Source organism: Leclercia sp. TB492, assembly GCF_049974505.2.
In the GTDB taxonomy this organism is placed as follows: domain Bacteria; phylum Pseudomonadota; class Gammaproteobacteria; order Enterobacterales; family Enterobacteriaceae; genus Enterobacter; species Enterobacter adecarboxylatus_C.
On record NZ_CM127572.1, the window covers coordinates 3243864 to 3265621 of the forward strand.

Below are 21758 nucleotides of genomic sequence, written 5' to 3' on the forward strand. Positions count from 1 at the left end.
TAACGAAAGTTGCGATTTCGCCTTTATTTGGAAATAACTAATAATTCAACCAGGACTTAATGATTAATTATACTTAACATTAATTTCACACGGGCAACCTTTATATAAAGAGGCCGGACCGCAAACGCTACTCAATTTCATTCAGCTTTTACGAAATGTTCCTCAAAGAAACTGTAGCACTACCACCGTAAGCCTCTCAACATGCGGCTTTTTTACAGCGTAAAATCCATTTTAATATGCAACAACCAAAATAAATCACCAAATAACAACATAAATATGGACCATAAAATGTAACCAAACCTTTAAAACAGTTAAAAACTTCAACTTGGCTTTTCGGGCATGAACAAAATCTTCTTCTGCCGACGCTTCAAAATTGGCCAAGCGAGGAGTACATTGTTTCGTGCTGACTTCCACGGCAGGAAGTAGCAATAACAGTGAAAAGGTTAAAGATTCATGTCACCCATCGAAAAATCCAGCAAGTTAGATAACGTTTGTTACGACATTCGTGGCCCGGTTCTTAAAGAGGCAAAGCGTCTCGAAGAAGAAGGTAATAAAGTACTTAAGCTCAATATCGGCAACCCGGCGCCATTTGGTTTTGATGCACCGGATGAAATTCTGGTTGATGTGATCCGCAACCTGCCGACGGCGCAAGGCTACAGCGACTCCAAAGGTCTCTACTCTGCCCGTAAAGCCATCATGCAGCACTATCAGGCGCAGGGCATGCGCGATGTGACCGTAGAAGATATCTATATTGGTAACGGTGTTTCCGAACTAATCGTCCAGGCGATGCAGGCCCTGCTGAACAGCGGTGACGAAATGCTGGTTCCGGCCCCGGATTACCCGCTCTGGACGGCAGCGGTATCGCTCTCCAGCGGTAAAGCGGTGCATTATCTGTGTGATGAATCGGCTGACTGGTTCCCGGATCTGGATGACATTCGCGCCAAAATTACGCCGCGCACCCGCGGGATCGTCATCATCAACCCGAACAACCCGACCGGTGCCGTCTATTCTAAAGAACTGCTGCTGGAGATTGTCGAGCTGGCCCGCCAGCATAATCTGATCATCTTCGCGGACGAGATCTACGACAAAATTCTGTACGACGCGGCGCAACACCACTCCATTGCCGCACTGGCGCCGGATCTACTGACCGTCACCTTTAACGGCCTGTCGAAAACCTACCGTGTTGCCGGTTTCCGTCAGGGCTGGATGGTGCTGAACGGGCCGAAAAAACACGCCAAAGGCTATATCGAAGGTCTGGAGATGCTGGCCTCGATGCGTCTGTGCGCCAACGTACCGGCTCAGCACGCGATCCAGACGGCGCTGGGCGGCTATCAGAGCATCAGTGAATTTATCGTGCCTGGTGGGCGTCTCTACGAGCAGCGTCAGCGCGCCTGGGAGCTGATTAACGATATTCCGGGCGTCTCCTGCGTGAAGCCAAACGGCGCGCTCTATATGTTCCCGAAAATCGATATTAAACGCTTCAACATCTTTGACGACCAGAAGATGGTGCTCGACTTCCTGCTGCAGGAAAAAGTGTTGCTGGTACAGGGTACCGCGTTTAACTGGCCGTGGCCGGACCATGTGCGTATCGTTACGCTACCGCGTGAGGATGAGCTCGAGATGGCTATCAGCCGCTTCGGGCGTTTCCTCGGCGGATACCATCAGTAACGACTTTAATGCCGGGTGGCGCTTCGCTTACCCGGCCTACAAAAACCCGCATTTGCATCTCACCGCCCCTCCCCTCACAATGAAACCTGTCGCAGTGCAAGACAAAAGGTAACTTATGAGTCAGAGTCATTTCTTCGCCCATCTTTCCCGTCTGAAACTGATTAACCGCTGGCCGCTGATGCGTAACGTCCGCACCGAGAACGTCTCCGAGCACAGCCTGCAGGTTGCCATGGTCGCCCACGCGCTGGCCGCCATCAAGAACCGCAAGTTCAACGGCCAGGTCAATGCCGAACGTATCGCCCTGCTGTCGATGTACCATGATGCCTCCGAAGTGCTGACAGGCGATCTGCCGACGCCGGTGAAGTACTTCAATTCGCAAATCGCCCAGGAGTACAAAGCGATCGAGAAAATCGCCCAGCAAAAACTGGTCGATATGGTGCCGGATGAGCTGCGGGATATCTTCGAGCCGCTGATTGACGAGCAGAGCTACAGCGAAGAGGAGCGATCGATCGTCAAGCAGGCCGACGCGCTCTGCGCCTACCTGAAGTGTCTGGAAGAGTTGTCTGCCGGTAATCACGAATTTTTACTGGCGAAAACCCGGCTGGAAAAGACGCTCGAGGCGCGCCGTAGCCAGGAGATGGACTACTTTATGGAAGTCTTTGTCCCTAGCTTCCAGCTGTCGCTGGATGAGATCAGCCAGGATTCCCCCTTGTGAGTTTTTTGCCGGGTGGCGGCTGCGCCTTACCCGGCCTACCAAACCGTAGGCCCGGCAAGCGTAGCGCCGCCGGGCAAAACTGTCAGAACGGGAACAAGACCGGGATCATCACCACGCACACCACCATCACCAGGATCGTGAAGGGCACGCCAAGCTTCACGAAGTCGCTGAAGCTGTATTTACCCGGCCCAAGCACCAGGGTATTCACCGGTGACGAGACAGGAGTCATAAAGGCGGCCGAGGCGGCCATCGCCACCATCATCGCAAACGGATAAGGCGATACGCCCATCGATTTCGCCATCGCCAGCGCAATGGGCGCCATGAGTACGGCGGTCGCGGTGTTGGAGATAAAAAGCCCGATAGTGGCGCACATGATAAACAGGCACATCAGCATCATATAGGGGCCATAGCCGCCCCCCAGCTCCATCAGCCCTTTCACCACCAGATCCACACCGCCGGTTTTTTGCAGCGCCAGCGCGAAGGGCATCATGCCGACAATTAAAATGATGCTCGGCCAGTGGATCGCTTTGTAAGCGCTTTCAGCGTCAATGCAGCGGAATTTGCCCATCAGCAGACAGGCAACGATCGCCGCCACCGGGTTCGGGATCTCGTCGGTCAGCATCAGGGCGACCATCAGCACCAGACAAAAAATGGCGTGCGGCGCCTGGCTGTGGGCGGGAGAGGCATCGCTGACCTCGATGGGTAAGTTCAGCACCACAAAGTCACGGCCTCGCTGGCCCAGCTGGGTGATCAGCTTCCAGTTGCCCACCACCAGGAAGATATCCCCCAGCTCCAGAGGTTCGTCCACCACCGAACCGTCCATCGCCACGCCGTCGCGTTTTAAGCCCACCACGTTTAAACCGTAACGGGTACGAAAACCGATTTCGCGGATGGTTTTGCCGAGCAGCTCCGACTCGGGGATCAGCGACACTTCCGCCATCCCCACGTCCAGCGCCTGATCGGAAAAATACTCGCCGCGCAGAACCATCGGCTCCAGCAGCTGCTCGCTGCAAAAGTCGCGCAGGTCGACATCCGCCGAGGACATATCGATCAGCAGCACGTCCCGGGCGCGGAACTCCGATACGCCGTTAACGTTAACGATGACCCGGCGAAAACGGCGCCAGCGCTCCACACCGATAACGTTGGCGCCGTAACGTTCACGAAGTTTCAGATCGTCCAGACGCTGCCCGATCAGCGGTGAGCCCGGGCGGATCGCCAGGCGGCGGGCCCGTCCGGTGAGACGATACTCTTTGATCAGATCGCGGAAGGTACGGCGCTTCCAGCCGTCGCGGGGTTTATCCTGCTTATCGCTCTTCAGGGCAAAGCGGGTCAGCAACATATAAACAATACCGAGCACCAGGATCACCAGCCCCAGCGGCGTGACGCTAAAGAAGCCGAAGCCCTCCAGGCCTTCTCGCAGCAGTTCACTGTTAACTACCAGGTTCGGCGGCGTCGCCACCAGCGTCATCATGCCGCTGATCAGCCCGGCGAAGCTGAGCGGCATCATCAGGCGCGAGGGCGAGATCTGCATGCGCATCGAGACGCTCAGCACCACCGGAATAAAGATCGCCACCACCCCGGTGGAGCTCATAAATGCCCCCAGCCCGGCAACGGTGAGCATTAAAAAGACCAGCATTTTGGTTTCGCTGTTGCCCGCCACGCTGACCAGCCAGGAGCCCATACTGGTCGCCACGCCGGTGCGCACCAGGCCGTCGCCGATAATAAACAGGGCGGCAATCAGGATAACGTTGGGATCGCTAAAGCCTGAAAAGGCTTCCGGGAGGGTTAAGGTGCCGCTGAGCACAAAGGCCACAATCACCAGCAGGGCCACGGCATCCATGCGGACTTTGCCGGTCGCAAACAGAATAATCGCGATAAGGAGCAGGCTTAAGACCCAAATAAGTTCACCGTTCAAAACAGATCCTTGTCAGAAGAGAGTGAAGCCGATAGTGCCATAAAAAAGCCCCAACAATGTGGGGCTATATCATGGGATTACATTTTTCGTGAGACTGTTACATTCCCGTCGGCGGTGCGGCTGACAACAACGGACTCTAGCGTGTTAAGCACCAGATCCGTCTCGTCCAGACGCGGCGAGTTGGCCGGAACATTGACGGCGATGACGTGACAGCCAGCGTTGAGGCCCGCCAGCACGCCGGCGGCAGCATCTTCCACCACCACGCACGTTTCCGGCGCCAGCCCCAGCAGCTTCGCGCCCAGTAAAAAGGCATCGGGCTCCGGCTTGCCGCGCGTCACCCGCTCCGCAGTGATAAATACCTCCGGCACCGGCAACCCTGCCGCTTTATGGCGCGCATGGGCCACAGGAACAGAGCCGGAGGTGACGATAGCCCACGGGATCCCCGCTTCATTCAGATGTCTGAGCAGCTCGAGCGCCCCCGGCAGCGCGGTGATGCCCTCGGTATCGGTGGCCTCGACCTGCTCAAGCCAGGTAAACTCGGCCTGAATATCTGCTTCGCTTCTTCCCTGGAGGAAGTGCCGTAAAGAGGTTATGGCCTGTTTGCCATGGATAAAATTCAGCACCTCCTGATGGTCAATGCCGTGCCTGTCGGCCCAGCGACACCAGGAGCGCTCCACCACCGGTAATGAATCTACCAGCGTACCGTCCAGATCAAACAGAAAACCTTTACACTGCACATCAACCTCCGTCAGGCGTTAATAATTTGTTGAATCTCATTGCTGCTAAGATGGTACTGACGCGGGCAGGCGTGCCACACGCTGAGCATGCGCTGATACTTTTCCCACATCGGGGTCTGGGCGTTAAAGCCATGGGTACCGGCATCGAAATGGGTGTAGCGCCCTTCCACATTGACCATAAAGCGGACATAGCTCAGATAACGGGATTCGGTGGCCGCATCATAGCCCAGGAAAGTGACACGACGTTCGTCGATGGTCTGGGCATCTTTCAGGTTAGTCCAGGAGACATGCAGGGCGTGGTACATCTCCATGATGTCGATAACGGTACGACAGGTCTCTTCCTTAAGTTCGCCAAACTCGCGATCCAGCTCGCGCATCTGTAAACCGAAACCACGTTCGACGATAGTCTGCAAGCGGCGATAGCGCTCGGCGTTGTCGGGATCAAGCATCGTCATCATTTTGTACTGATTGGACAAAATCAGACGCTGAGCGTGGGTCATTTCCATCTTTCGACTCCTGTTGCACATGGCAGCTTTAAAAAAAAGACACGGTAACGGTCAGTTACTGTGCCTTCTTTTAGTCATCGTTTCGATGATCAATCACAAGTCATCGAGGAATGTTTTATCAAGTTGCTTGAATGCCCGCTTCAGAGTATCTGCCAGCGCCTGATAGTCGGGTTTGCCCTCGACCGGCGCCAGCGCCTGACCGGCATCCTGCAGCTTGCCGCGAACTTCATAGAACCAGGACAACACCGACGGCGGCAACGGCGTGACCGAGCGTTTGCCCAGCCACCACAATCCCTGCATCGGCAGGCTCAGGGCAAACAGGGCGGTAGCCACCGCAGGCCCGAGTTGCCCGCCCAGCGCAATCTGCCAGCACAGGGTGAAGACCGCAATGGGCGGCATCAGACGGATCGCGTGCCGGGTGGCGCGGATCACGCGGTTTTCAATAAAGACGGGCGCCAGGCGCTTTTCCAGTGGCCACGTCTTAGAATAATGCTGTCCCCGGCGAAACAGGCTGAAAAAGCTCACGGAAGGGTTCACGGGTGTCGACATGGCTTACCTCAACTTCACATATAAAGATTAAAAAATTCGTGCAAAACCACAACTGGTCATGACAACGTTCAAAAACTTTTGTCAGCACTACCCAGTATCAGGTATCCTGTGCCGGCCTGCAAAGGCCTTAGACGAGGAACGTTCACTCGTCAAATTATCGCACATTATGCCATTGCCGGAAAAATGCGCAAAATGGCATAAAATCATATGTATTCCTTTCGTCATGCCGAAATGTACTTCGGGCATGATGTTAATCATAAATGTCAGCGATATCTTGCGCTACGATCCTTGACTCACTGACGTTTTTTTAGCCACGTATCAATAATAGGTACTTCCATGTCGAGTAAGTTAGTACTGGTTCTGAACTGCGGTAGCTCCTCACTTAAATTCGCCATCATCGATGCGATCAACGGTGAAGAGTACCTTTCTGGTTTGGCCGAATGTTTCCATCTTCCAGAAGCACGTCTTAAGTGGAAAATGGACGGCAGCAAACAGGAAGCGGCTTTAGGTGCAGGCGCCGCTCACAGCGAAGCGCTGAACTTTATCGTTAACACTATTCTGGCACAAAAACCAGAACTGTCCGCTCAGCTGACCGCTATCGGTCACCGTATCGTTCATGGTGGCGAGAAGTACACCAAGTCTGTGGTTATTGATGACTCCGTTATTCAGGGCATTAAAGACTCCGCTTCTTTTGCACCGCTGCATAACCCGGCTCACCTGATCGGTATCGCTGAAGCGCTGAAATCCTTCCCGCATCTGAAAGACAAAAACGTGGCCGTATTCGACACCGCGTTCCACCAGACCATGCCGGAAGAGTCTTACCTCTATGCCCTGCCGTACAAACTGTACAAAGAGCACGGCGTTCGCCGCTACGGCGCCCACGGCACCAGCCATTTCTACGTGACGCAAGAAGCCGCGAAAATGCTGAACAAGCCGGTTGAAGAAGTGAACATCATCACTTGCCACCTGGGCAACGGCGGTTCCGTTTCTGCTATCCGTAACGGCAAATGCGTTGATACCTCTATGGGTCTGACCCCGCTGGAAGGTCTGGTGATGGGTACTCGCTCCGGTGATATCGACCCGGCGATCATCTTCCACCTGCACGATACCCTGGGCATGAGCGTTGAAGATATCAACAAAATGCTGACCAAAGAGTCTGGCCTGCTGGGTCTGACCGAAGTCACCAGCGACTGCCGTTACGTTGAAGACAACTACGCAGAGAAAGAAGACGCTAAACGTGCAATGGACGTTTACTGCCACCGTCTGGCGAAGTACATCGGTTCTTACACTGCGCTGATGGACGGTCGTCTGGACGGCGTGGTCTTCACCGGCGGTATCGGTGAGAACGCGGCAATGGTGCGCGAACTGTCCCTGGGCAAACTGGGCGTGCTGGGCTTTGACGTTGACCATGAACGTAACCTGGCCGCGCGCTTCGGTAAGTCTGGCTTCATCAACAAAGAAGGCACCCGTCTTGCGATGGTTATCCCAACCAACGAAGAGCTGGTTATCGCACAAGACGCGAGCCGTCTGACTGCCTGATTCCACACCGCCAGCAATGCTGGCGGTGCTGTTTTGTAGCCCGCCTGATGTCGGCGGTAACGAAAGAGGATAAATCGTGTCCCGTACTATTATGCTGATCCCGACCGGAACCAGCGTAGGCCTGACCAGCGTCAGCCTCGGTGTGATCCGTGCGATGGAACGCAAAGGCGTTCGTCTGAGCGTGTTTAAGCCAATCGCTCAACCACGTGCTGGTGGCGATGCCCCAGACCAGACCACCACTATCGTTCGTGCGAACTCCAATCTGCCAGCCGCTGAACCGCTGAAGATGAGCCACGTTGAGTCTCTGCTCTCCAGCAACCAGAAAGACGTGCTGATGGAAGAGATCATCGCTAACTATCACGCTAACGCACAGGATGCGGAAGTGGTGCTGGTTGAAGGCCTGGTTCCAACGCGCAAGCATCAGTTTGCCCAGTCCCTGAACTTCGAAATCGCCAAAACGCTGAACGCGGAAATCGTGTTCGTGATGTCCCAGGGTACCGACACCCCGGAACAGCTGAAAGAGCGTATTGAGCTGACCCGCAGCAGCTTCGGCGGCGCGAAAAATGCCAACATCACCGGCGTTATCGTTAACAAACTGAACGCTCCGGTGGATGAGCAAGGCCGTACCCGCCCTGACCTGTCTGAAATTTTCGACGACTCTTCCAAAGCGAAAGTGGTGAAAATCGATCCAGCTAAGCTGCAGGAATACAGTTCTCTGCCAGTACTGGGCGCGGTGACCTGGAGCTTCGACCTGATCGCGACCCGTGCGATCGACATGGCGCGTCACCTGAACGCGACCATCGTCAACGAAGGCGATATCAACACCCGTCGCGTGAAGTCTGTGACCTTCTGTGCGCGCAGCATTCCGCACATGCTGGAGCACTTCCGTGCAGGTTCCCTGCTGGTGACCTCCGCTGACCGTCCAGACGTGCTGGTTGCAGCCTGTCTGGCGGCGATGAACGGCGTGGAAATCGGTGCGATCCTGCTGACCGGTGCCTATGAAATGGACCCACGCGTCAGCAAGCTGTGCGAACGTGCATTTGCTACCGGCCTGCCGGTCTTCATGGTGAACACCAACACCTGGCAGACCTCTCTGAGCCTGCAGAGCTTCAACCTGGAAGTACCGGTTGATGACCATCAGCGTATCGAGAAAGTGCAGGAGTACGTTGCCGGTTGCATCAATCCTGAGTGGATTGAATCCCTGACCGCAACCTCCGAGCGTAGCCGTCGCCTCTCTCCTCCAGCCTTCCGTTATCAGCTCACCGAGCTGGCGCGTAAAGCGGGCAAACGCGTTGTGCTGCCAGAAGGCGACGAACCGCGTACCGTTAAAGCCGCCGCCATCTGTGCCGAGCGCGGTATCGCGACCTGCGTGCTGCTGGGTAACCCGGATGAGATTACCCGCGTAGCGGCCTCTCAGGGCGTTGAGCTGGGTTCTGGTATCGAAATCGTTGACCCGGAAGTGGTGCGCGAAAGCTACGTTGCCCGTCTGGTCGAGCTGCGTAAGAGCAAAGGCATGACTGAAGCCGTTGCCCGCGAACAGCTGGAAGACAACGTGGTTCTCGGTACCCTGATGCTGGAGCAGGATGAAGTTGACGGTCTGGTTTCCGGTGCCGTTCACACCACCGCGAACACCATCCGTCCGCCGCTGCAGCTGATCAAAACAGCACCAGGCAGCTCCCTGGTCTCTTCTGTGTTCTTCATGCTGCTGCCGGAACAGGTTTACGTTTACGGTGACTGTGCGATCAACCCGGATCCAACCGCTGAACAGCTGGCCGAGATCGCAATCCAGTCTGCTGACTCTGCGATTGCCTTCGGTATTGAACCGCGCGTAGCGATGCTCTCCTACTCCACCGGTACCTCTGGTGCAGGTAGCGACGTAGAGAAAGTGCGTGAAGCGACCCGTATTGCCCAGGAAAAACGCCCGGATCTGGTTATCGATGGCCCGCTGCAGTATGACGCCGCAGTGATGGCTGACGTTGCTAAATCCAAAGCGCCTAACTCCCCGGTTGCCGGTCGCGCTACCGTGTTCATCTTCCCGGATCTGAACACCGGTAACACCACCTACAAAGCGGTACAGCGTTCAGCCGACCTGATCTCCATCGGGCCGATGCTGCAGGGTATGCGCAAGCCGGTGAACGACCTGTCTCGTGGCGCGCTGGTAGACGATATCGTCTACACCATCGCACTGACCGCGATCCAGTCTTCCCAGCAGTAAGCAGCACCCCAACGTAAAAAGGCGACCCTCGGGTCGCCTTTTTTTATTCGCTTCGTTACGCTTCTTCGTGCTTCGCCGGCTCGTTGCTGGCATTGCGGCTCATCCACAGGGCCAGCGCTTTCAGCGAATCTGGCGTGAAGTCGTCGCAACGGGCGGTGATCTCAGCCGGGGTCATCCAGCAGACTTCACTCACCTCTTCCTCCTGCAGCGCAAACGGACCGTGGGAGACACAGCTGAAAAGGCCTCCCCAGACGCGACAGTGGCTATCTTCGAAATAGAACTGGCCATGTTCGGCAAACGGCACGCCGGCGATCCCCAGCTCCTCTTCCGCTTCACGGCGGGCGGAATCGAGCAACAGCTCATCGGCCTGCACCACGCCACCGGCGGTCGCATCGAGCATGCCGGGCATGAAGTCTTTCGTTTCGGTACGGCGCTGAACCAGAATATTGCCCATCCCATCATGCACCACGATATAGGTCGCGCGATGACGCAGGCGCTGCGCCCGCATCTGCTCGCGGCTCGCCTGTGCGATTACCTCATTGTCTTCGTTGACAATATCCACCCATTCCGTACTTGCCAAATGACTGTGCTCCACCATCGGGAAACCTTCTCTTTAAAGCGCTCTCGCGGCGCGTTTACTGTTGAGGAGTAAATTACGGATTAATCTCTGACTGCGCAATAACCTGGCCGTCATTCAGCGTCATAACGCACAAATGGTTTCCTTCCAGCATGCCGTAACTGGGGGGAAAGCCGCCTTTGGGCAGGCTGACCGAGCCAGGATTAAAATGTATAAGGTCGCCCCGTTTCCCGGCTACCGGAATATGAGTATGACCGTAAACCAGCACATCGCCAGCATTCAGCGCGGGCAGGTTATCCGGTCCATACAGATGGCCGTGAGTCACAAACAGGCGGCTGTTCTCCAGCAGGATCTGCTGCCAGGGGGCGGTGATGGGAAAGTGCAGCAGCATCTGGTCAACTTCGCTGTCGCAGTTGCCGCGCACGGCGATAATTCGCGACGCGTAAGCGTTGAGCCGATCGGCGACCTCAGCAGGCGCATAGCCTTCGGGCAGGGCGTTGCGCGGGCCGTGGTTCAGCACATCCCCGAGGATCACCAGCCATTTTGCCCCGCTCTGGTCAAATAGCGAAAGCACCCGTTCGGTCGCCGGCAGCGAGCCGTGGATGTCCGATGCAAACATTAACTTCATCAGAGACTCCTTATGTCGAAAAGCGGCCCCATCATACCGGAATATCAGCCCGCCCGCTTCGCCGACAGCGCCACGTAGCGCTGCACGGAGGCACGCTGCCACTGGAAGTTTGCGTAATCCACCAGCTGCTGCGGCACGTCATCGCCATTGAGCACCAGACGGTTGAGCATCAGGGCCAGATCCGCATCGGCAATACACCACTCCCCGAACAGGTTTTGCTGGCCGTGGACAAGCAGCGAGGAGGCAGTATCGTAGAGCTGGTTTGCCGCCCGCTGCGCGGTTTCGCTCAGGGCCGGTTTTCTCACCCCGGCGAACACCACGTCGGTAGAGCGCTCCGTGCGGATCGGGACCAGATCGCTGCGCAGCCACGCCTGGATCTGGCGCGCGCGGGCGCGTTTTTGCAGATCCAGGGGGTAGATCCGCTCCCACTCCGGCGGCGCAAATTTCTCCTCCAGAAATTCCGTAATGGCGGAGGATTCGCTGAGTTCAAAGCCGTCGATTTCCAGCACCGGTACGCGACGGGTCAGAGCATAGCCTCGCCACTGCGGCTGCCGGTTTTCACCCCGGCTGAGATCCACAGTCTTCAGGGTAAAGGGCAATCCTTTCTCGGCCAGCGCAACATACACGCTCATGACGTAAGGGGAGTAATAATCGGCATCTGACCACAGGGTAATTGCAGGTTCGCTCATAAGATCCTCGTAACGCTTCAGGGGATGGGTTTATATCCAAAATATAACCTCCGGCCCCGGCTGTCACTTGATGAAAACTCACGATTTATCATCACCACCTATACTCGATCCTATGCCGCGATAATCGTTATGACAGGAGTTGCGATGATTGACCTTTACTACGCCCCTACCCCCAACGGGCATAAGATCACGCTTTTTCTGGAGGAGGCCCAGCTGGATTACCGCATCCTGCCGGTGGATATCAGTAAAGGCGAACAGTTTCGCCCTGAGTTTCTCGCCATTTCTCCCAACAATAAAATCCCGGCCATCGTCGATCATGAGCCGGACGATGGCGGTGCGCCGCTGAGCCTGTTTGAGTCCGGCGAGATCCTGCTCTATCTGGCGGAAAAAAGCGGCAAGCTGCTGAGCGGCGAATTACGGGAACGCCACGTCACCCTGCAGTGGCTCTTCTGGCAGGTGGGCGGGCTGGGGCCGATGATCGGTCAGAACGCCCATTTTAACCACTTTGCGCCGCAGCCGATCCCCTACGCCATCGAACGCTTCCAGGTCGAGACGCAGCGGCTCTATAACGTGCTGAACAAGCGGCTGGAAAAATCGCCGTGGCTGGGTGGCGAGCACTACAGCATCGCGGATATCGCCTGCTGGCCGTGGGTCAATACTCATGAAAACCATCGCGTCGACCTGGCGTCGTGGCCCGCAGTAAACAACTGGTTTGAGCGCATTCGTACCCGTCCGGCAACCGAGCGCGCCATGCAAAAAGCGCAGCAGCTATAAACGGTTTCCTCATGTATTATGGTGGCGATAATGACACGGAGGAAGCCTGCAATGTCCCAGCAAGACGCGATTATTCGTATTAAAAATTTACGCCTGCGCACCTATATCGGCATCAAAGAGGAGGAGCGCGCTAACCGTCAGGATATCGTGGTTAATGTGGTGATCCACTACCCGGCCGATAAGGCGCGGGACAGTGAGGATATCAATGACGCCCTGAACTATCGCACCGTCACCAAAAGCATCATTCAACATGTCGAGAGTAACCGCTTCTCTTTGCTGGAAAAATTAACTCAGGATGTGCTGGATATCGCACGCGAACATCACTGGGTCACCTATGCTGAAGTAGAGATCGATAAACTTCACGCGCTGCGCTATGCCGACTCCGTCTCAATGACGTTAAGCTGGCAACGCTAAGCGCAACCCCCGGAGGTTGTATGAAGATCCTGGTAACCGGCGGTACCGGCCTGATTGGCCGGCATCTGATCCCCCGCTTGCAGACGCTGGGCCATGAGCTGACGGTGGTGACGCGCAGTCCCGAGAAAGCGCGTCAGACACTCGGCTCCGGCATCGATATCTGGAAAGGGCTCACCGAGCATCAGGATCTCAACGGCTTTGACGCCGTAATCAATCTGGCGGGGGAACCCATCGCCGATAAACGCTGGACGGAAGAACATAAGCAGCGGCTGTGCAACAGCCGCTGGACTATCACCCAGCGGCTGGTGGATATGTTCAAGGCCAGCGACACGCCGCCGTCGGTGTTTATCTCCGGTTCAGCATCGGGCTATTACGGCGATTTAGGCGAAGTGGTGGTCACCGAAGAGGAGCCGCCGCACAACGAATTTACCCATAAGCTGTGCGCCCGCTGGGAGCAGATTGCCTGCGGAGCGCAGAGCGATCGGACCCGCGTTTGCCTGCTGCGCACCGGCGTGGTGCTGGCGCCGAAAGGCGGGATTCTGGGGAAGATGCTGCCGGTCTTTAAGCTGGGTCTCGGCGGGCCGGTCGGCAATGGCCGTCAGTATCTGGCATGGATCCATATCGACGATATGGTGAATGGCATTATCTGGCTGCTGGATAACGACCTGCGGGGCCCGTTCAACATGGTCTCTCCCTACCCGGTTCGCAACGAACAGTTCGCCCATGCCCTGGGGCATGCGGTGCATCGCCCCGCCGTGGTTCGCGCTCCGGCCACCGCAATTCGCCTGCTGATAGGAGAGTCCGCCGTGCTGGTGCTGGGCGGCCAGCGCGCGCTGCCGAAGCGTCTGGAGGCGGCCGGGTTTGCCTTCCGGTGGTACGATTTAGAAGAAGCCCTGGGAGATGTGGTAGGTTAAACCTGCCCGGTCGGCTGTGTTAAATTACTATGCCCGATCCCCGTTTAAGGCGTTACGATGGCCACAATCACCACTTTCAGGCTGACGCTCTCCCCTTTTGAGCCCTCCGACTGGCCCTTTTTTCTGCGGCTTCGCGAATCGCCCGAGATTATGCGCTATATGGCCGCTATCGCCCCGGAAAAAGAGACCCGACGCCTGTTTGCCGCCCGCCTGACGACGCCGCATACCTTTGTGATCCGCACCCACGATGATGACACCCCGCTGGGGGATATAGGGTTGCAAATCAGCGCTCAGTATCCTGAAGAGGCCGATATTGGATACACGGTGATCCCTGCCGCGCAGGGCCGGGGGATTGCCAGCGAGGCGCTGCATGCCGTGTGTGAATATGCCTTTATCCGGATGGGAATAAAGGCGGTTAATGCCTATGTGCTGGCGGATAACGGCGGTTCGGTTCGGGTATTAGAAAAAGCGGGCTTTGTGCGCACCCAGGTGCTGGAACAGGCGTATGAGATTAACGGCGTGCGGTATGACGACTGGGTGTACCGGCTGGAGTTGGGTGCGGCCTGAGTGCCGGGCGGCACTGCGTTTGCCCGGCCTACAAAACCCCCAGGCCCGGAAAGCGTAGCGCCACCGGGCAAAAAACTACTTCAATGACCCTTTCAGGAACTGCTGCAGGCGTGGGCTCTTCGGGTTCGCCAGCACCTCATCCGGGTGCCCCTGCTCTTCGATTACGCCCTGATGCAGGAAAATCACGTGGTTGGAGACGTTACGGGCGAAGCCCATCTCGTGGGTAACCACCACCATGGTTTTCCCCTCTTCGGCCAGCTGCTGCATGATGCGCAGCACTTCGCCTACCAGCTCAGGGTCGAGCGCGGAGGTAGGTTCGTCGAACAGCAGCACTTCCGGCTCCATCGCCAGCGCACGGGCGATAGAGACGCGCTGCTGCTGGCCGCCGGACAGATGCACCGGATATTTAATCTGCTGACGCGCGTCGATACCCACCTTCGCCAGGTATTTCTCCGCACGGGCGCGGGCTTCCTGCTTGCTTAAGCCCAGAACCTGCACCGGCGCTTCCATCACGTTCTCCAGTACCGTCATGTGGCTCCAGAGGTTGAAGTGCTGGAACACCATCGTCAGACGGGTACGCAACATCCGCAGCTGGTGCTTGTCCGCCACCTTGAGCTGTCCGTCTTTGTCCTGCACCAGATTGATGTTCTCGCCGCTGACCACAATCTTGCCGGCACTCGGTTTTTCGAGGAAGTTAATGCAGCGCAGGAAGGTACTTTTACCCGACCCTGACGAGCCGATAATACTGATCACATCGCCTGCATTTGCCTGCAGCGACACACCTTTCAGCACTTCATGTTCGCCGTAGCGTTTGTGCAAATCGATAACGTTTAATTTGTTCTCAGCCATCTTAATTCTCAGTGCGTCGAAGAAGGTTTTATGTGCTGCAACCAGCGTTTTTCCGCTTTGCGGAACAGGCTAATCAGGACGTAAGAAATGATTAAATAGAGCACCGCCGCGATCCCGAAGGCGGTAAACGGCTGATAGGTTGCCGAGTTGATGTCGCGGGCAATCTTCAGCAGATCCGGCACGGTGGCGGTAAAGGCCAGCGCGGTGGAGTGCAGCATTAAAATCACTTCGTTGCTGTAGGCAGGCAGCGCGATGCGCAGCGCCGACGGCAGAATAATGCAGCGGTAGAGCTTCACGGAGGAGAAGCCATAGGCCCGCGCCGCCTCAATCTCGCCATAGGGAACGGAACGGATCGCCCCCGCGAAAATCTCGGTGGTATAGGCGCAGGTGTTCAGCGTCAACGCCAGGACGGTACAGTTCAGCCCGCTGCGGAAGAAGGCGTTCAGCATCTCGGTGCCTTTCACGATCTCCAGGGTGTACATCCCGGAGTAGAAGACCAGCAGCTGCACATAGAGCGGCGTACCGCGGAAAATATAGGTAAACAGCCAGATGGGAAAGCGAATGTATTTGTTGTTCGACACGCGGCCAATGGCGAGAAATATCGCCAGAATGCCGCCCATCACCACGGATGCAATCAACAGCCAGAGGGTGATCGCCACACCGGTAAAACGGTATCCGTCGGTCCACAGCAGCGATTTCCAGTATTCCTGAATAATCTCGATCACAGGTCAGCCCTCTTCACACCCACGGAGTAGCGACGCTCGAGCAGCAGCAGCACACCATTGGAGACGGTGGTAAACACCAGATAAATGACCCCGCACACGATGGCGAAGTAGAACGGTTCCCAGGTGCTTTTGCCCGCCAGCTGCGTGGCTTTCACCACATCTTCCAGTCCCAATAACGAGACCAGCGCCGTCGCTTTGAGGATAACCTGCCAGTTGTTGCCGATGCCCGGCAGCGCAAAGCGCATCATGGCCGGAAACATAATACGGCGGAATGTTTGAGAGGAGGTAAAACCGAATGCCGTGGCCGCTTCGATATGCCCTTTCGGCACCGCGAGGTAGGCTCCGCGGAAGGTTTCAGTAAAGTAGGCACCGTAGATAAAGCCCAGGGTAATGATACCGGCCACCATAGGATCGATATCAATCTGCGCCATACCGATGGCATCCGTGACGCCATTCAGCGCGATTTGCAGACCGTAGAAAATCAGCAACATCAGCACCAGGTCAGGCACACCACGGATCAGGGTGGTATAGCCTTCAAACAGCAGAACCATTGCCCGATTGGTCGACAGCTTCGCGCCCGCGCCCGCCAGGCCTATCAACACCGCCAGCACCACCGAACTGAGAGCCAGTTCAAGGGTGACGAGTGCGCCTTGTAAAATTACGCCAGAAAATCCGTACAGCATACCGCCTGCCCTGTCGTGTCGTGAGTGGTGACGCCGTGTCTTTTCCCCTCCCGTAGCGGGAGGGGCCGCACGTTATTCAGTGGGGTATTCAGCCACCGTAGACATCAAAGTCGAAGTATTTCTTCGCCATTTTTTCGTAAGTACCGTCCGCGCGCATCTCGGCAAAGGCTTTGTTCAGCGCTTCGCGCAGTTCGTTGTCCTCTTTACGCAGCCCCATACCGGTGCCCACGCCGAAGAGTTTCTCGTCCTTAATGGACGGCCCGCCGAACTTATAATCTTTACCTACCGGCTGCTTCAGGAAGCCTTCGCTGGCTGCGACTTCGTCCTGGAAAGCGGCATCGATACGGCCTGCGGTCAGGTCAGCGTAGATATTCTCCTGGCCCTGGTAAGAGACGATTTCGATCCCCTTCGGTGCCCAGTGCTCGTTACCGAAGGTCTCCTGGGTGGTGCCCTGCAGCACGCCTACGCGTTTGCCTTTCAGTGACTCCAGGGTCGGCTGGATATCAGAGGATTTTGCTACCACCAGACGGGAATCCGCTGCATAAAGTTTGTCAGTGAAGGCAATCTCCTGCTGGCGTTTTTCGGTGATAGAGAGTGAAGACATAATAGCGTCGATTTTTTTCGCTTTCAGCGAAGGGATCAGCGCATCCAGAGGATTTTCAACGAAGGTACACTCTGTTTTGATACGTTTGCACAGTTCTTTTGCCAAATCGATATCAAATCCTACCAGTTCACCCTGTGCATTCTTCGATTCGAAGGGGGCATAAGTCGGGTCAGTACCAATACGTACTTTTTGCGGAATTGCTGCGAATGCCGCAGTAGCGCTGGAAAATGCCAGAGCCAGGGAAAGTGACAACACCAGTTTTTTCATATCTATCCTCAACAGACTGTCTTCTTACGGGATTTTAACGCCGACGGGGGTTGCCTTTAATGTGCCATTAATCGCCGCGGCAAGGCAAAAGATTATGCCCGGCTGACGCGAAAAAGTGCATTATCAGTGCTTAACTATTCACTTTATAACCAACGCGGCGCAGGATTTGCACCATCGTGGTTCGCAAAGGCAATCAGCGCACCATAACAGTGAACCATTATGGTGCGCACCGTCAGTTAGAGTTAGTCGCCGTAGACATTGAAGTCGAAATATTTCTTCGCCAGTTTGTCGTAGGTGCCGTCTTTACGCAGTTCGGTAAAGGCTTTATCAAAGGCCGCTTTCAGCTCGGCGTCGTCCTTGCGCAGGCCAATCCCGGTACCGTCGCCAAAGTATTTTTTGTCTTTAACCGACGGGCCTGCAAAGGCAAACTCTTTCCCTGCCGGCTGTTTCAGGAAGCCTTCGCTTGCCGCAACTTCATCCTGGAAAGCCGCATCCAGGCGCCCTGCCGCCAGATCGGAATAGATCAGATCCTGGTTCTGGTAAGCCACGACATCGACGCCCTTCTCGCGCCAGTTGGCATTGGCAAAGCCTTCCTGCGTGGAGCCCTGCAGGACGCCAACGTGTTTGCCTTTCAGCGAATCAATAGTGGGCTGGACAGGCGAGCCTTTCGCCGCAATCAGGCGCGAGTCTGCTGCGTACAGCTTCTCAGAGAAGGCGATCTCCTGCTGGCGTTTCTCAGTGATAGAGAGCGAAGAGATAATCGCGTCGATTTTCTTGGCTTTCAGCGATGGGATCAGCGCATCAAAGTCGCTGCCCACCCAGGTGCATTTCACGGACATGCGTTTGCACATCTCATTCCCCAGGTCGATATCAAACCCGACAAAGTCGCCCTTCGCATCTTTCGATGAGAATGGCGCATAGGTCGCGTCAGTACCGATACGTACGGTCTGTGGGAGCGCTGCATAGCTGCTTGCCGCTGCGCTTAATCCCACCAGCAAAGACAGAGCCAGAACCGTCTTCTTCATACATTACCCTCAAGTGTCGTGATTTTATTTTGTAATAGATGATGTTGTGTGTTGTTGCAGGCGATCCCTTGCAGGTCTTGTGCCAGATTATGTGTGGCGCAAAATTACGGCGTTAAATATGTTAACGAAAGGTTGCAAGATTGCCTTAATGGTGAAAGATAGCAGGTCTGCCAAACGAACCGCAGTGGGAAGAATGGAAAAAAGGAATTAAATGTTGAGGATATGATCGCGGTTGCAGAATTGCCCTGAAACAGGGCACGTTGCGCTGACCTGCTCCAGGGCAGGACACCTTTCCCGTCAGACGCCCTGCCAGCGGGCGAAGAGATCGTCCGGCAGTTCAATGTCGAACTGGTCAATAACCCGGTTTACGGTTTGATTGATGACGTCGTCCAGGCTTTGCGGACGGTGATAAAACGCCGGGACCGGCGGCATGATCACCGCGCCCAGCTCAGCAGCCTGAGTCATCAGTCGCAGGTGACCCAGATGAAGCGGGGTTTCGCGCACGCAGAGCACCAGCGGGCGGCGCTCTTTTAACACCACGTCGGCGGCGCGGGTCACCAGGGTATCGGTATAGCTGTTAACAATGCCGGAAAGGGTTTTAATGGAACAGGGCAGGATCACCATACCCGAAGTCTTAAACGACCCGGAGGAGATGCTGGCGGCGATATCGCGGGCATCATGCACCACGTCGGCCAGGGCCTGAACGTCGCGCAGGGAGTAATCAGTTTCGAGAGAGAGAGTCTGACGCGCGGCCTGGCTCATCACCAGATGGGTTTCAACGTCAGCGACGTCGCGTAATACCTGCAGCAAACGGACACCGTAAATCGCGCCGCTGGCCCCTGAGATCCCTACTATCAATCGTTTCATGATTATCGCCCTTGCTGTAACAGGGCAGACTGTGCAGGATTTTGGCGGGAGTTGCAAGCGAGGGCAGATGCCCTCGCCTGTGATAAGGATTAACCTTCGTTGTGCATCTCTAAGCTTTCGAGATCGTTCGCCATCTGCACGGCTTTCGCATCGTCGTTACGCAGAGAGTCGAGGTAGTCCAGATACTTCTGGTCCACATCTTTGGTGACGTAAATACCGTTGAACACCGAGCACTCGAACTGCTGGATATCCGGGTTCTCTGCGCGCACCGCGTCGATCAGATCGTTCAGATCCTGGAAAATCAGGCCATCGGCGCCGATGATCTGGCGGATCTCATCCACTTCACGACCGTGAGCGATCAGCTCGTTGGCGGTCGGCATGTCGATACCGTAGACGTTCGGGAAGCGAATTTCCGGTGCCGCAGAGGCCAGATAAACCTTCTTCGCACCCGCTTCACGGGCCATCTCGATAATCTGCTCAGAGGTGGTGCCACGCACGATGGAGTCATCCACCAGCAGCACGTTCTTATCGCGGAACTCAGCGCGGTTGGCGTTCAGCTTGCGGCGCACCGATTTACGGCGCAGCTGCTGGCCTGGCATGATAAAGGTGCGGCCAACATAGCGGTTCTTCACGAAGCCCTGGCGATAGGGTTTACCCAGGATGCGCGCCATCTCCAGCGCGATATCGCAGGAGGTTTCCGGGATCGGGATGACCACATCGATATCCAGATCTTCCCACTCGCGGGCAATCTTCTCGCCGAGCTTGGTGCCCATATTCACACGGGCGCTGTAGACGGAGATCTTGTCGATGAAGGAGTCCGGACGGGCAAAGTAGACGTACTCGAACAGGCACGGGTTGCTGACCGGGTTTTCCGCACACTGACGGGTAAACAGCTGGCCTTTTTCGGTGATGTAAACCGCTTCGCCCGGAGCAACGTCACGCAGGAACTCAAAGCCCAGGGTGTCCAGGGCCACGCTTTCGGAGGCCACCATATATTCGGTGCGGCCATCGCCAATATCGCGTTTACCCAGCACCAGCGGGCGAATCCCGTTCGGATCGCGGAACGCGACCATACCGTGGCCGATAATCATCGCGACGCAGGCATAGGCCCCACGAATCAGACGGTTAGTGGCCGCCACGGCAGCAAAAATGTTGTCAGCTTCCAGCGGATAGTGACGGAAGTTATCCAGTTCGCTGGCAAAGATGTTAAGCAGAATTTCAGAGTCAGAAGTGGTGTTAATGTGGCGACGCTTCTCTTCAAACAGCTTTTTACGTAACTCGTGGGCGTTGGTCAGGTTGCCGTTGTGGGCAAGCGTGATGCCATACGGGGAGTTAACGTAGAAAGGCTGCGCTTCAGAGGCGCTGGAACTGCCTGCGGTAGGGTAACGAACGTGACCAATACCCATGTTACCCTGCAGACGCTGCATATGGCGGGCTTCAAACACATCGTTTACCAGGCCGTTAGCCTTACGTAAACGGAAGCAGTTGTGTGCATCAATGGTGATGATACCCGCAGCATCCTGCCCACGGTGCTGAAGCACCGATAATGCGTCATAAATAGACTGGTTTACCGGCATGAAACCGGCGATACCGACAATACCGCACATTCGTCATTTCCTCGTTAAGCCACATCTCAGGGTTTATGCCCTGGGCAAAAAACTCGACGAGCTTTGCAGATAGTCAAAGAACCATCTGATGATGAAGCTGAACTGCGGGATCAGCTGCGATTTCTGCCAGTCTTCACTTTTTGAGAACCCGGTAAAGGTATCAAGGAAGAACAGTATCGCGGCGACAATCAACACCCCGCGCAATGCACCGAAGCAGATCCCAAGCACCCTGTCCGTTCCCGACAAACCGGTTTTCTCAACCAGCTGGCCTATCACGTAGTTAACAATGGCGCCGACAATCAGCGTCGCGATAAACAGCACCGCGATGGCGATTCCGTTTCGAACCAGTTCATCTTCAAAGCCCGTGAACCAGACAGACAGGTAAGTGTAGTAATGACTGGCAACAAAGAAGGCACAGCCCCAGGTTACCAGCGATAACGCTTCACGAACAAAGCCACGGATCAGGCTAACCAGACAGGAAAAACCTATCACCGCAATGATGGCGTAATCAATCCAGACCATATACGTCCCACGATTAAACGCCCTGTCATCCAGTTCGGGGCGAATTCTAACAGAAAAAGAAAACGTTTGCGTAGGGATTTCCTTCCCGCGCGTAAATAAAAAAGGCGCTGAAAAAATAATCAACGCCCCAGGCCGTTACGTCTCTTCGGACGCCTGCCTCGCCCTCCCCCGGCCCTCTCCTTTCAGGAAAAACGTCGGTAGG

Annotated in this window: 23 protein-coding genes; 8 read left to right on the plus strand and 15 right to left on the minus strand. The window is 55.8% G+C overall.

Translation table 11 applies throughout. The features are described 5' to 3' along the window. The first annotated feature begins 453 nt into the window (after nucleotides 1-453). Nucleotides 454-1668: a pyridoxal phosphate-dependent aminotransferase gene (locus ACP4QI_RS15330; protein WP_032612793.1), complete on the plus strand. Its 1215-nt coding sequence runs from the start codon at nucleotides 454-456 to the stop codon at nucleotides 1666-1668. A 115-nt stretch (nucleotides 1669-1783) separates the two neighbouring features. After that, nucleotides 1784-2383, plus strand: coding sequence for a 5'-deoxynucleotidase (yfbR, locus tag ACP4QI_RS15335; RefSeq protein ID WP_142486553.1), 600 nt, complete (start codon nucleotides 1784-1786; stop codon nucleotides 2381-2383). Between the two features lie 82 nt (nucleotides 2384-2465). Here yfbR and ACP4QI_RS15340 read toward each other — a convergent pair whose 3' ends face one another. The 4 genes from ACP4QI_RS15340 to yfbV all read right to left on the minus strand — a co-directional run bounded on the left by ACP4QI_RS15340 (nucleotide 2466) and on the right by yfbV (nucleotide 6090). Then, nucleotides 2466-4298, minus strand: a complete 1833-nt coding sequence (locus ACP4QI_RS15340; RefSeq protein ID WP_142486554.1) for an SLC13 family permease — start codon at nucleotides 4296-4298, stop codon at nucleotides 2466-2468. Between the two features lie 77 nt (nucleotides 4299-4375). Then, nucleotides 4376-5035, minus strand: a complete 660-nt coding sequence (locus ACP4QI_RS15345; protein ID WP_426495207.1) for a sugar phosphatase — start codon at nucleotides 5033-5035, stop codon at nucleotides 4376-4378. An 11-nt stretch (nucleotides 5036-5046) separates the two neighbouring features. After that, a complete protein-coding gene (locus ACP4QI_RS15350) occupies nucleotides 5047-5541 on the minus strand; it encodes a YfbU family protein (RefSeq protein ID WP_142486556.1) in 495 nt (164 codons plus the stop codon). A 93-nt stretch (nucleotides 5542-5634) separates the two neighbouring features. Then, the gene (gene yfbV / locus ACP4QI_RS15355) at nucleotides 5635-6090 is read right to left on the minus strand and encodes a terminus macrodomain insulation protein YfbV (protein ID WP_032612804.1); all 456 of its coding nucleotides are present in this window, start codon (nucleotides 6088-6090) and stop codon (nucleotides 5635-5637) included. Nucleotides 6091-6426: 336 nt separating this feature from the next. Between yfbV and ackA the strand changes: the two genes are divergently transcribed. Together ackA and pta are read left to right on the plus strand one after the other, a co-directional pair. Continuing rightward, nucleotides 6427-7629, plus strand: coding sequence for an acetate kinase (gene ackA / locus ACP4QI_RS15360; protein WP_142486557.1), 1203 nt, complete (start codon nucleotides 6427-6429; stop codon nucleotides 7627-7629). Between the two features lie 76 nt (nucleotides 7630-7705). Next, complete coding sequence (gene pta, locus ACP4QI_RS15365) at nucleotides 7706-9844, plus strand: phosphate acetyltransferase (RefSeq protein ID WP_142486558.1); 2139 nt, start codon at nucleotides 7706-7708, stop codon at nucleotides 9842-9844. Between the two features lie 55 nt (nucleotides 9845-9899). Here the strand turns inward: pta and yfcD are convergent, their stop codons facing one another. The 3 genes from yfcD to yfcF are packed head-to-tail and all read right to left on the minus strand — an operon-like array spanning nucleotide 9900 to nucleotide 11738. Beyond that, nucleotides 9900-10442, minus strand: coding sequence for an NUDIX hydrolase YfcD (yfcD, locus tag ACP4QI_RS15370; protein WP_142486559.1), 543 nt, complete (start codon nucleotides 10440-10442; stop codon nucleotides 9900-9902). Between the two features lie 55 nt (nucleotides 10443-10497). Continuing rightward, complete coding sequence (yfcE, locus tag ACP4QI_RS15375; RefSeq protein ID WP_307761851.1) at nucleotides 10498-11049, minus strand: phosphodiesterase; 552 nt, start codon at nucleotides 11047-11049, stop codon at nucleotides 10498-10500. Between the two features lie 44 nt (nucleotides 11050-11093). Then, nucleotides 11094-11738: a glutathione transferase gene (gene yfcF / locus ACP4QI_RS15380; protein WP_156264294.1), complete on the minus strand. Its 645-nt coding sequence runs from the start codon at nucleotides 11736-11738 to the stop codon at nucleotides 11094-11096. Between the two features lie 144 nt (nucleotides 11739-11882). Here yfcF and yfcG point away from each other — a divergent pair, with 144 nt between their 5' ends. From yfcG to ACP4QI_RS15400, 4 genes are read left to right on the plus strand one after another with little or no spacing between them, the layout of a single operon-like run. Beyond that, the gene (gene yfcG / locus ACP4QI_RS15385) at nucleotides 11883-12512 is read left to right on the plus strand and encodes a GSH-dependent disulfide bond oxidoreductase (protein ID WP_426495206.1); all 630 of its coding nucleotides are present in this window, start codon (nucleotides 11883-11885) and stop codon (nucleotides 12510-12512) included. Nucleotides 12513-12563: 51 nt separating this feature from the next. Continuing rightward, on the plus strand, nucleotides 12564-12926 hold the full coding sequence (gene folX / locus ACP4QI_RS15390; RefSeq protein WP_142486563.1) for a dihydroneopterin triphosphate 2'-epimerase: 363 nt from the start codon (nucleotides 12564-12566) through the stop codon (nucleotides 12924-12926). A 20-nt stretch (nucleotides 12927-12946) separates the two neighbouring features. Further along, nucleotides 12947-13840: a TIGR01777 family oxidoreductase gene (locus ACP4QI_RS15395; protein ID WP_426495205.1), complete on the plus strand. Its 894-nt coding sequence runs from the start codon at nucleotides 12947-12949 to the stop codon at nucleotides 13838-13840. A 57-nt stretch (nucleotides 13841-13897) separates the two neighbouring features. After that, the gene (locus ACP4QI_RS15400) at nucleotides 13898-14407 is read left to right on the plus strand and encodes a GNAT family N-acetyltransferase (RefSeq protein WP_426495204.1); all 510 of its coding nucleotides are present in this window, start codon (nucleotides 13898-13900) and stop codon (nucleotides 14405-14407) included. 75 nt (nucleotides 14408-14482) lie between these two features. Here the strand turns inward: ACP4QI_RS15400 and hisP are convergent, their stop codons facing one another. The 8 genes from hisP to cvpA form a co-directional block, all read right to left on the minus strand. Then, nucleotides 14483-15256 carry a histidine ABC transporter ATP-binding protein HisP gene (gene hisP / locus ACP4QI_RS15405; RefSeq protein WP_106994731.1) on the minus strand — a complete coding sequence of 258 codons (774 nt, stop codon included), beginning with the start codon at nucleotides 15254-15256 and terminating at the stop codon, nucleotides 14483-14485. 8 nt (nucleotides 15257-15264) lie between these two features. Then, a complete protein-coding gene (locus ACP4QI_RS15410) occupies nucleotides 15265-15981 on the minus strand; it encodes an ABC transporter permease (protein WP_032612827.1) in 717 nt (238 codons plus the stop codon). Then, the gene (locus tag ACP4QI_RS15415) at nucleotides 15978-16664 is read right to left on the minus strand and encodes a histidine ABC transporter permease HisQ (RefSeq protein WP_142486566.1); all 687 of its coding nucleotides are present in this window, start codon (nucleotides 16662-16664) and stop codon (nucleotides 15978-15980) included. Before ACP4QI_RS15415 ends, ACP4QI_RS15410 begins: the two co-directional genes overlap by 4 nt. An 88-nt stretch (nucleotides 16665-16752) precedes the next feature. Continuing rightward, nucleotides 16753-17535 carry a histidine ABC transporter substrate-binding protein HisJ gene (gene hisJ / locus ACP4QI_RS15420; protein ID WP_142486567.1) on the minus strand — a complete coding sequence of 261 codons (783 nt, stop codon included), beginning with the start codon at nucleotides 17533-17535 and terminating at the stop codon, nucleotides 16753-16755. Nucleotides 17536-17777: 242 nt separating this feature from the next. Further along, nucleotides 17778-18560, minus strand: coding sequence for a lysine/arginine/ornithine ABC transporter substrate-binding protein ArgT (gene argT / locus ACP4QI_RS15425; RefSeq protein WP_142486568.1), 783 nt, complete (start codon nucleotides 18558-18560; stop codon nucleotides 17778-17780). Between the two features lie 297 nt (nucleotides 18561-18857). Continuing rightward, on the minus strand, nucleotides 18858-19427 hold the full coding sequence (locus ACP4QI_RS15430) for a UbiX family flavin prenyltransferase (protein WP_142486569.1): 570 nt from the start codon (nucleotides 19425-19427) through the stop codon (nucleotides 18858-18860). 89 nt (nucleotides 19428-19516) lie between these two features. Further along, nucleotides 19517-21034, minus strand: coding sequence for an amidophosphoribosyltransferase (purF, locus tag ACP4QI_RS15435; protein WP_142486570.1), 1518 nt, complete (start codon nucleotides 21032-21034; stop codon nucleotides 19517-19519). A gap of 33 nt (nucleotides 21035-21067) precedes the next feature. After that, the gene (cvpA, locus tag ACP4QI_RS15440) at nucleotides 21068-21556 is read right to left on the minus strand and encodes a colicin V production protein (RefSeq protein ID WP_032612840.1); all 489 of its coding nucleotides are present in this window, start codon (nucleotides 21554-21556) and stop codon (nucleotides 21068-21070) included. Nucleotides 21557-21758: the final 202 nt, after the last annotated feature.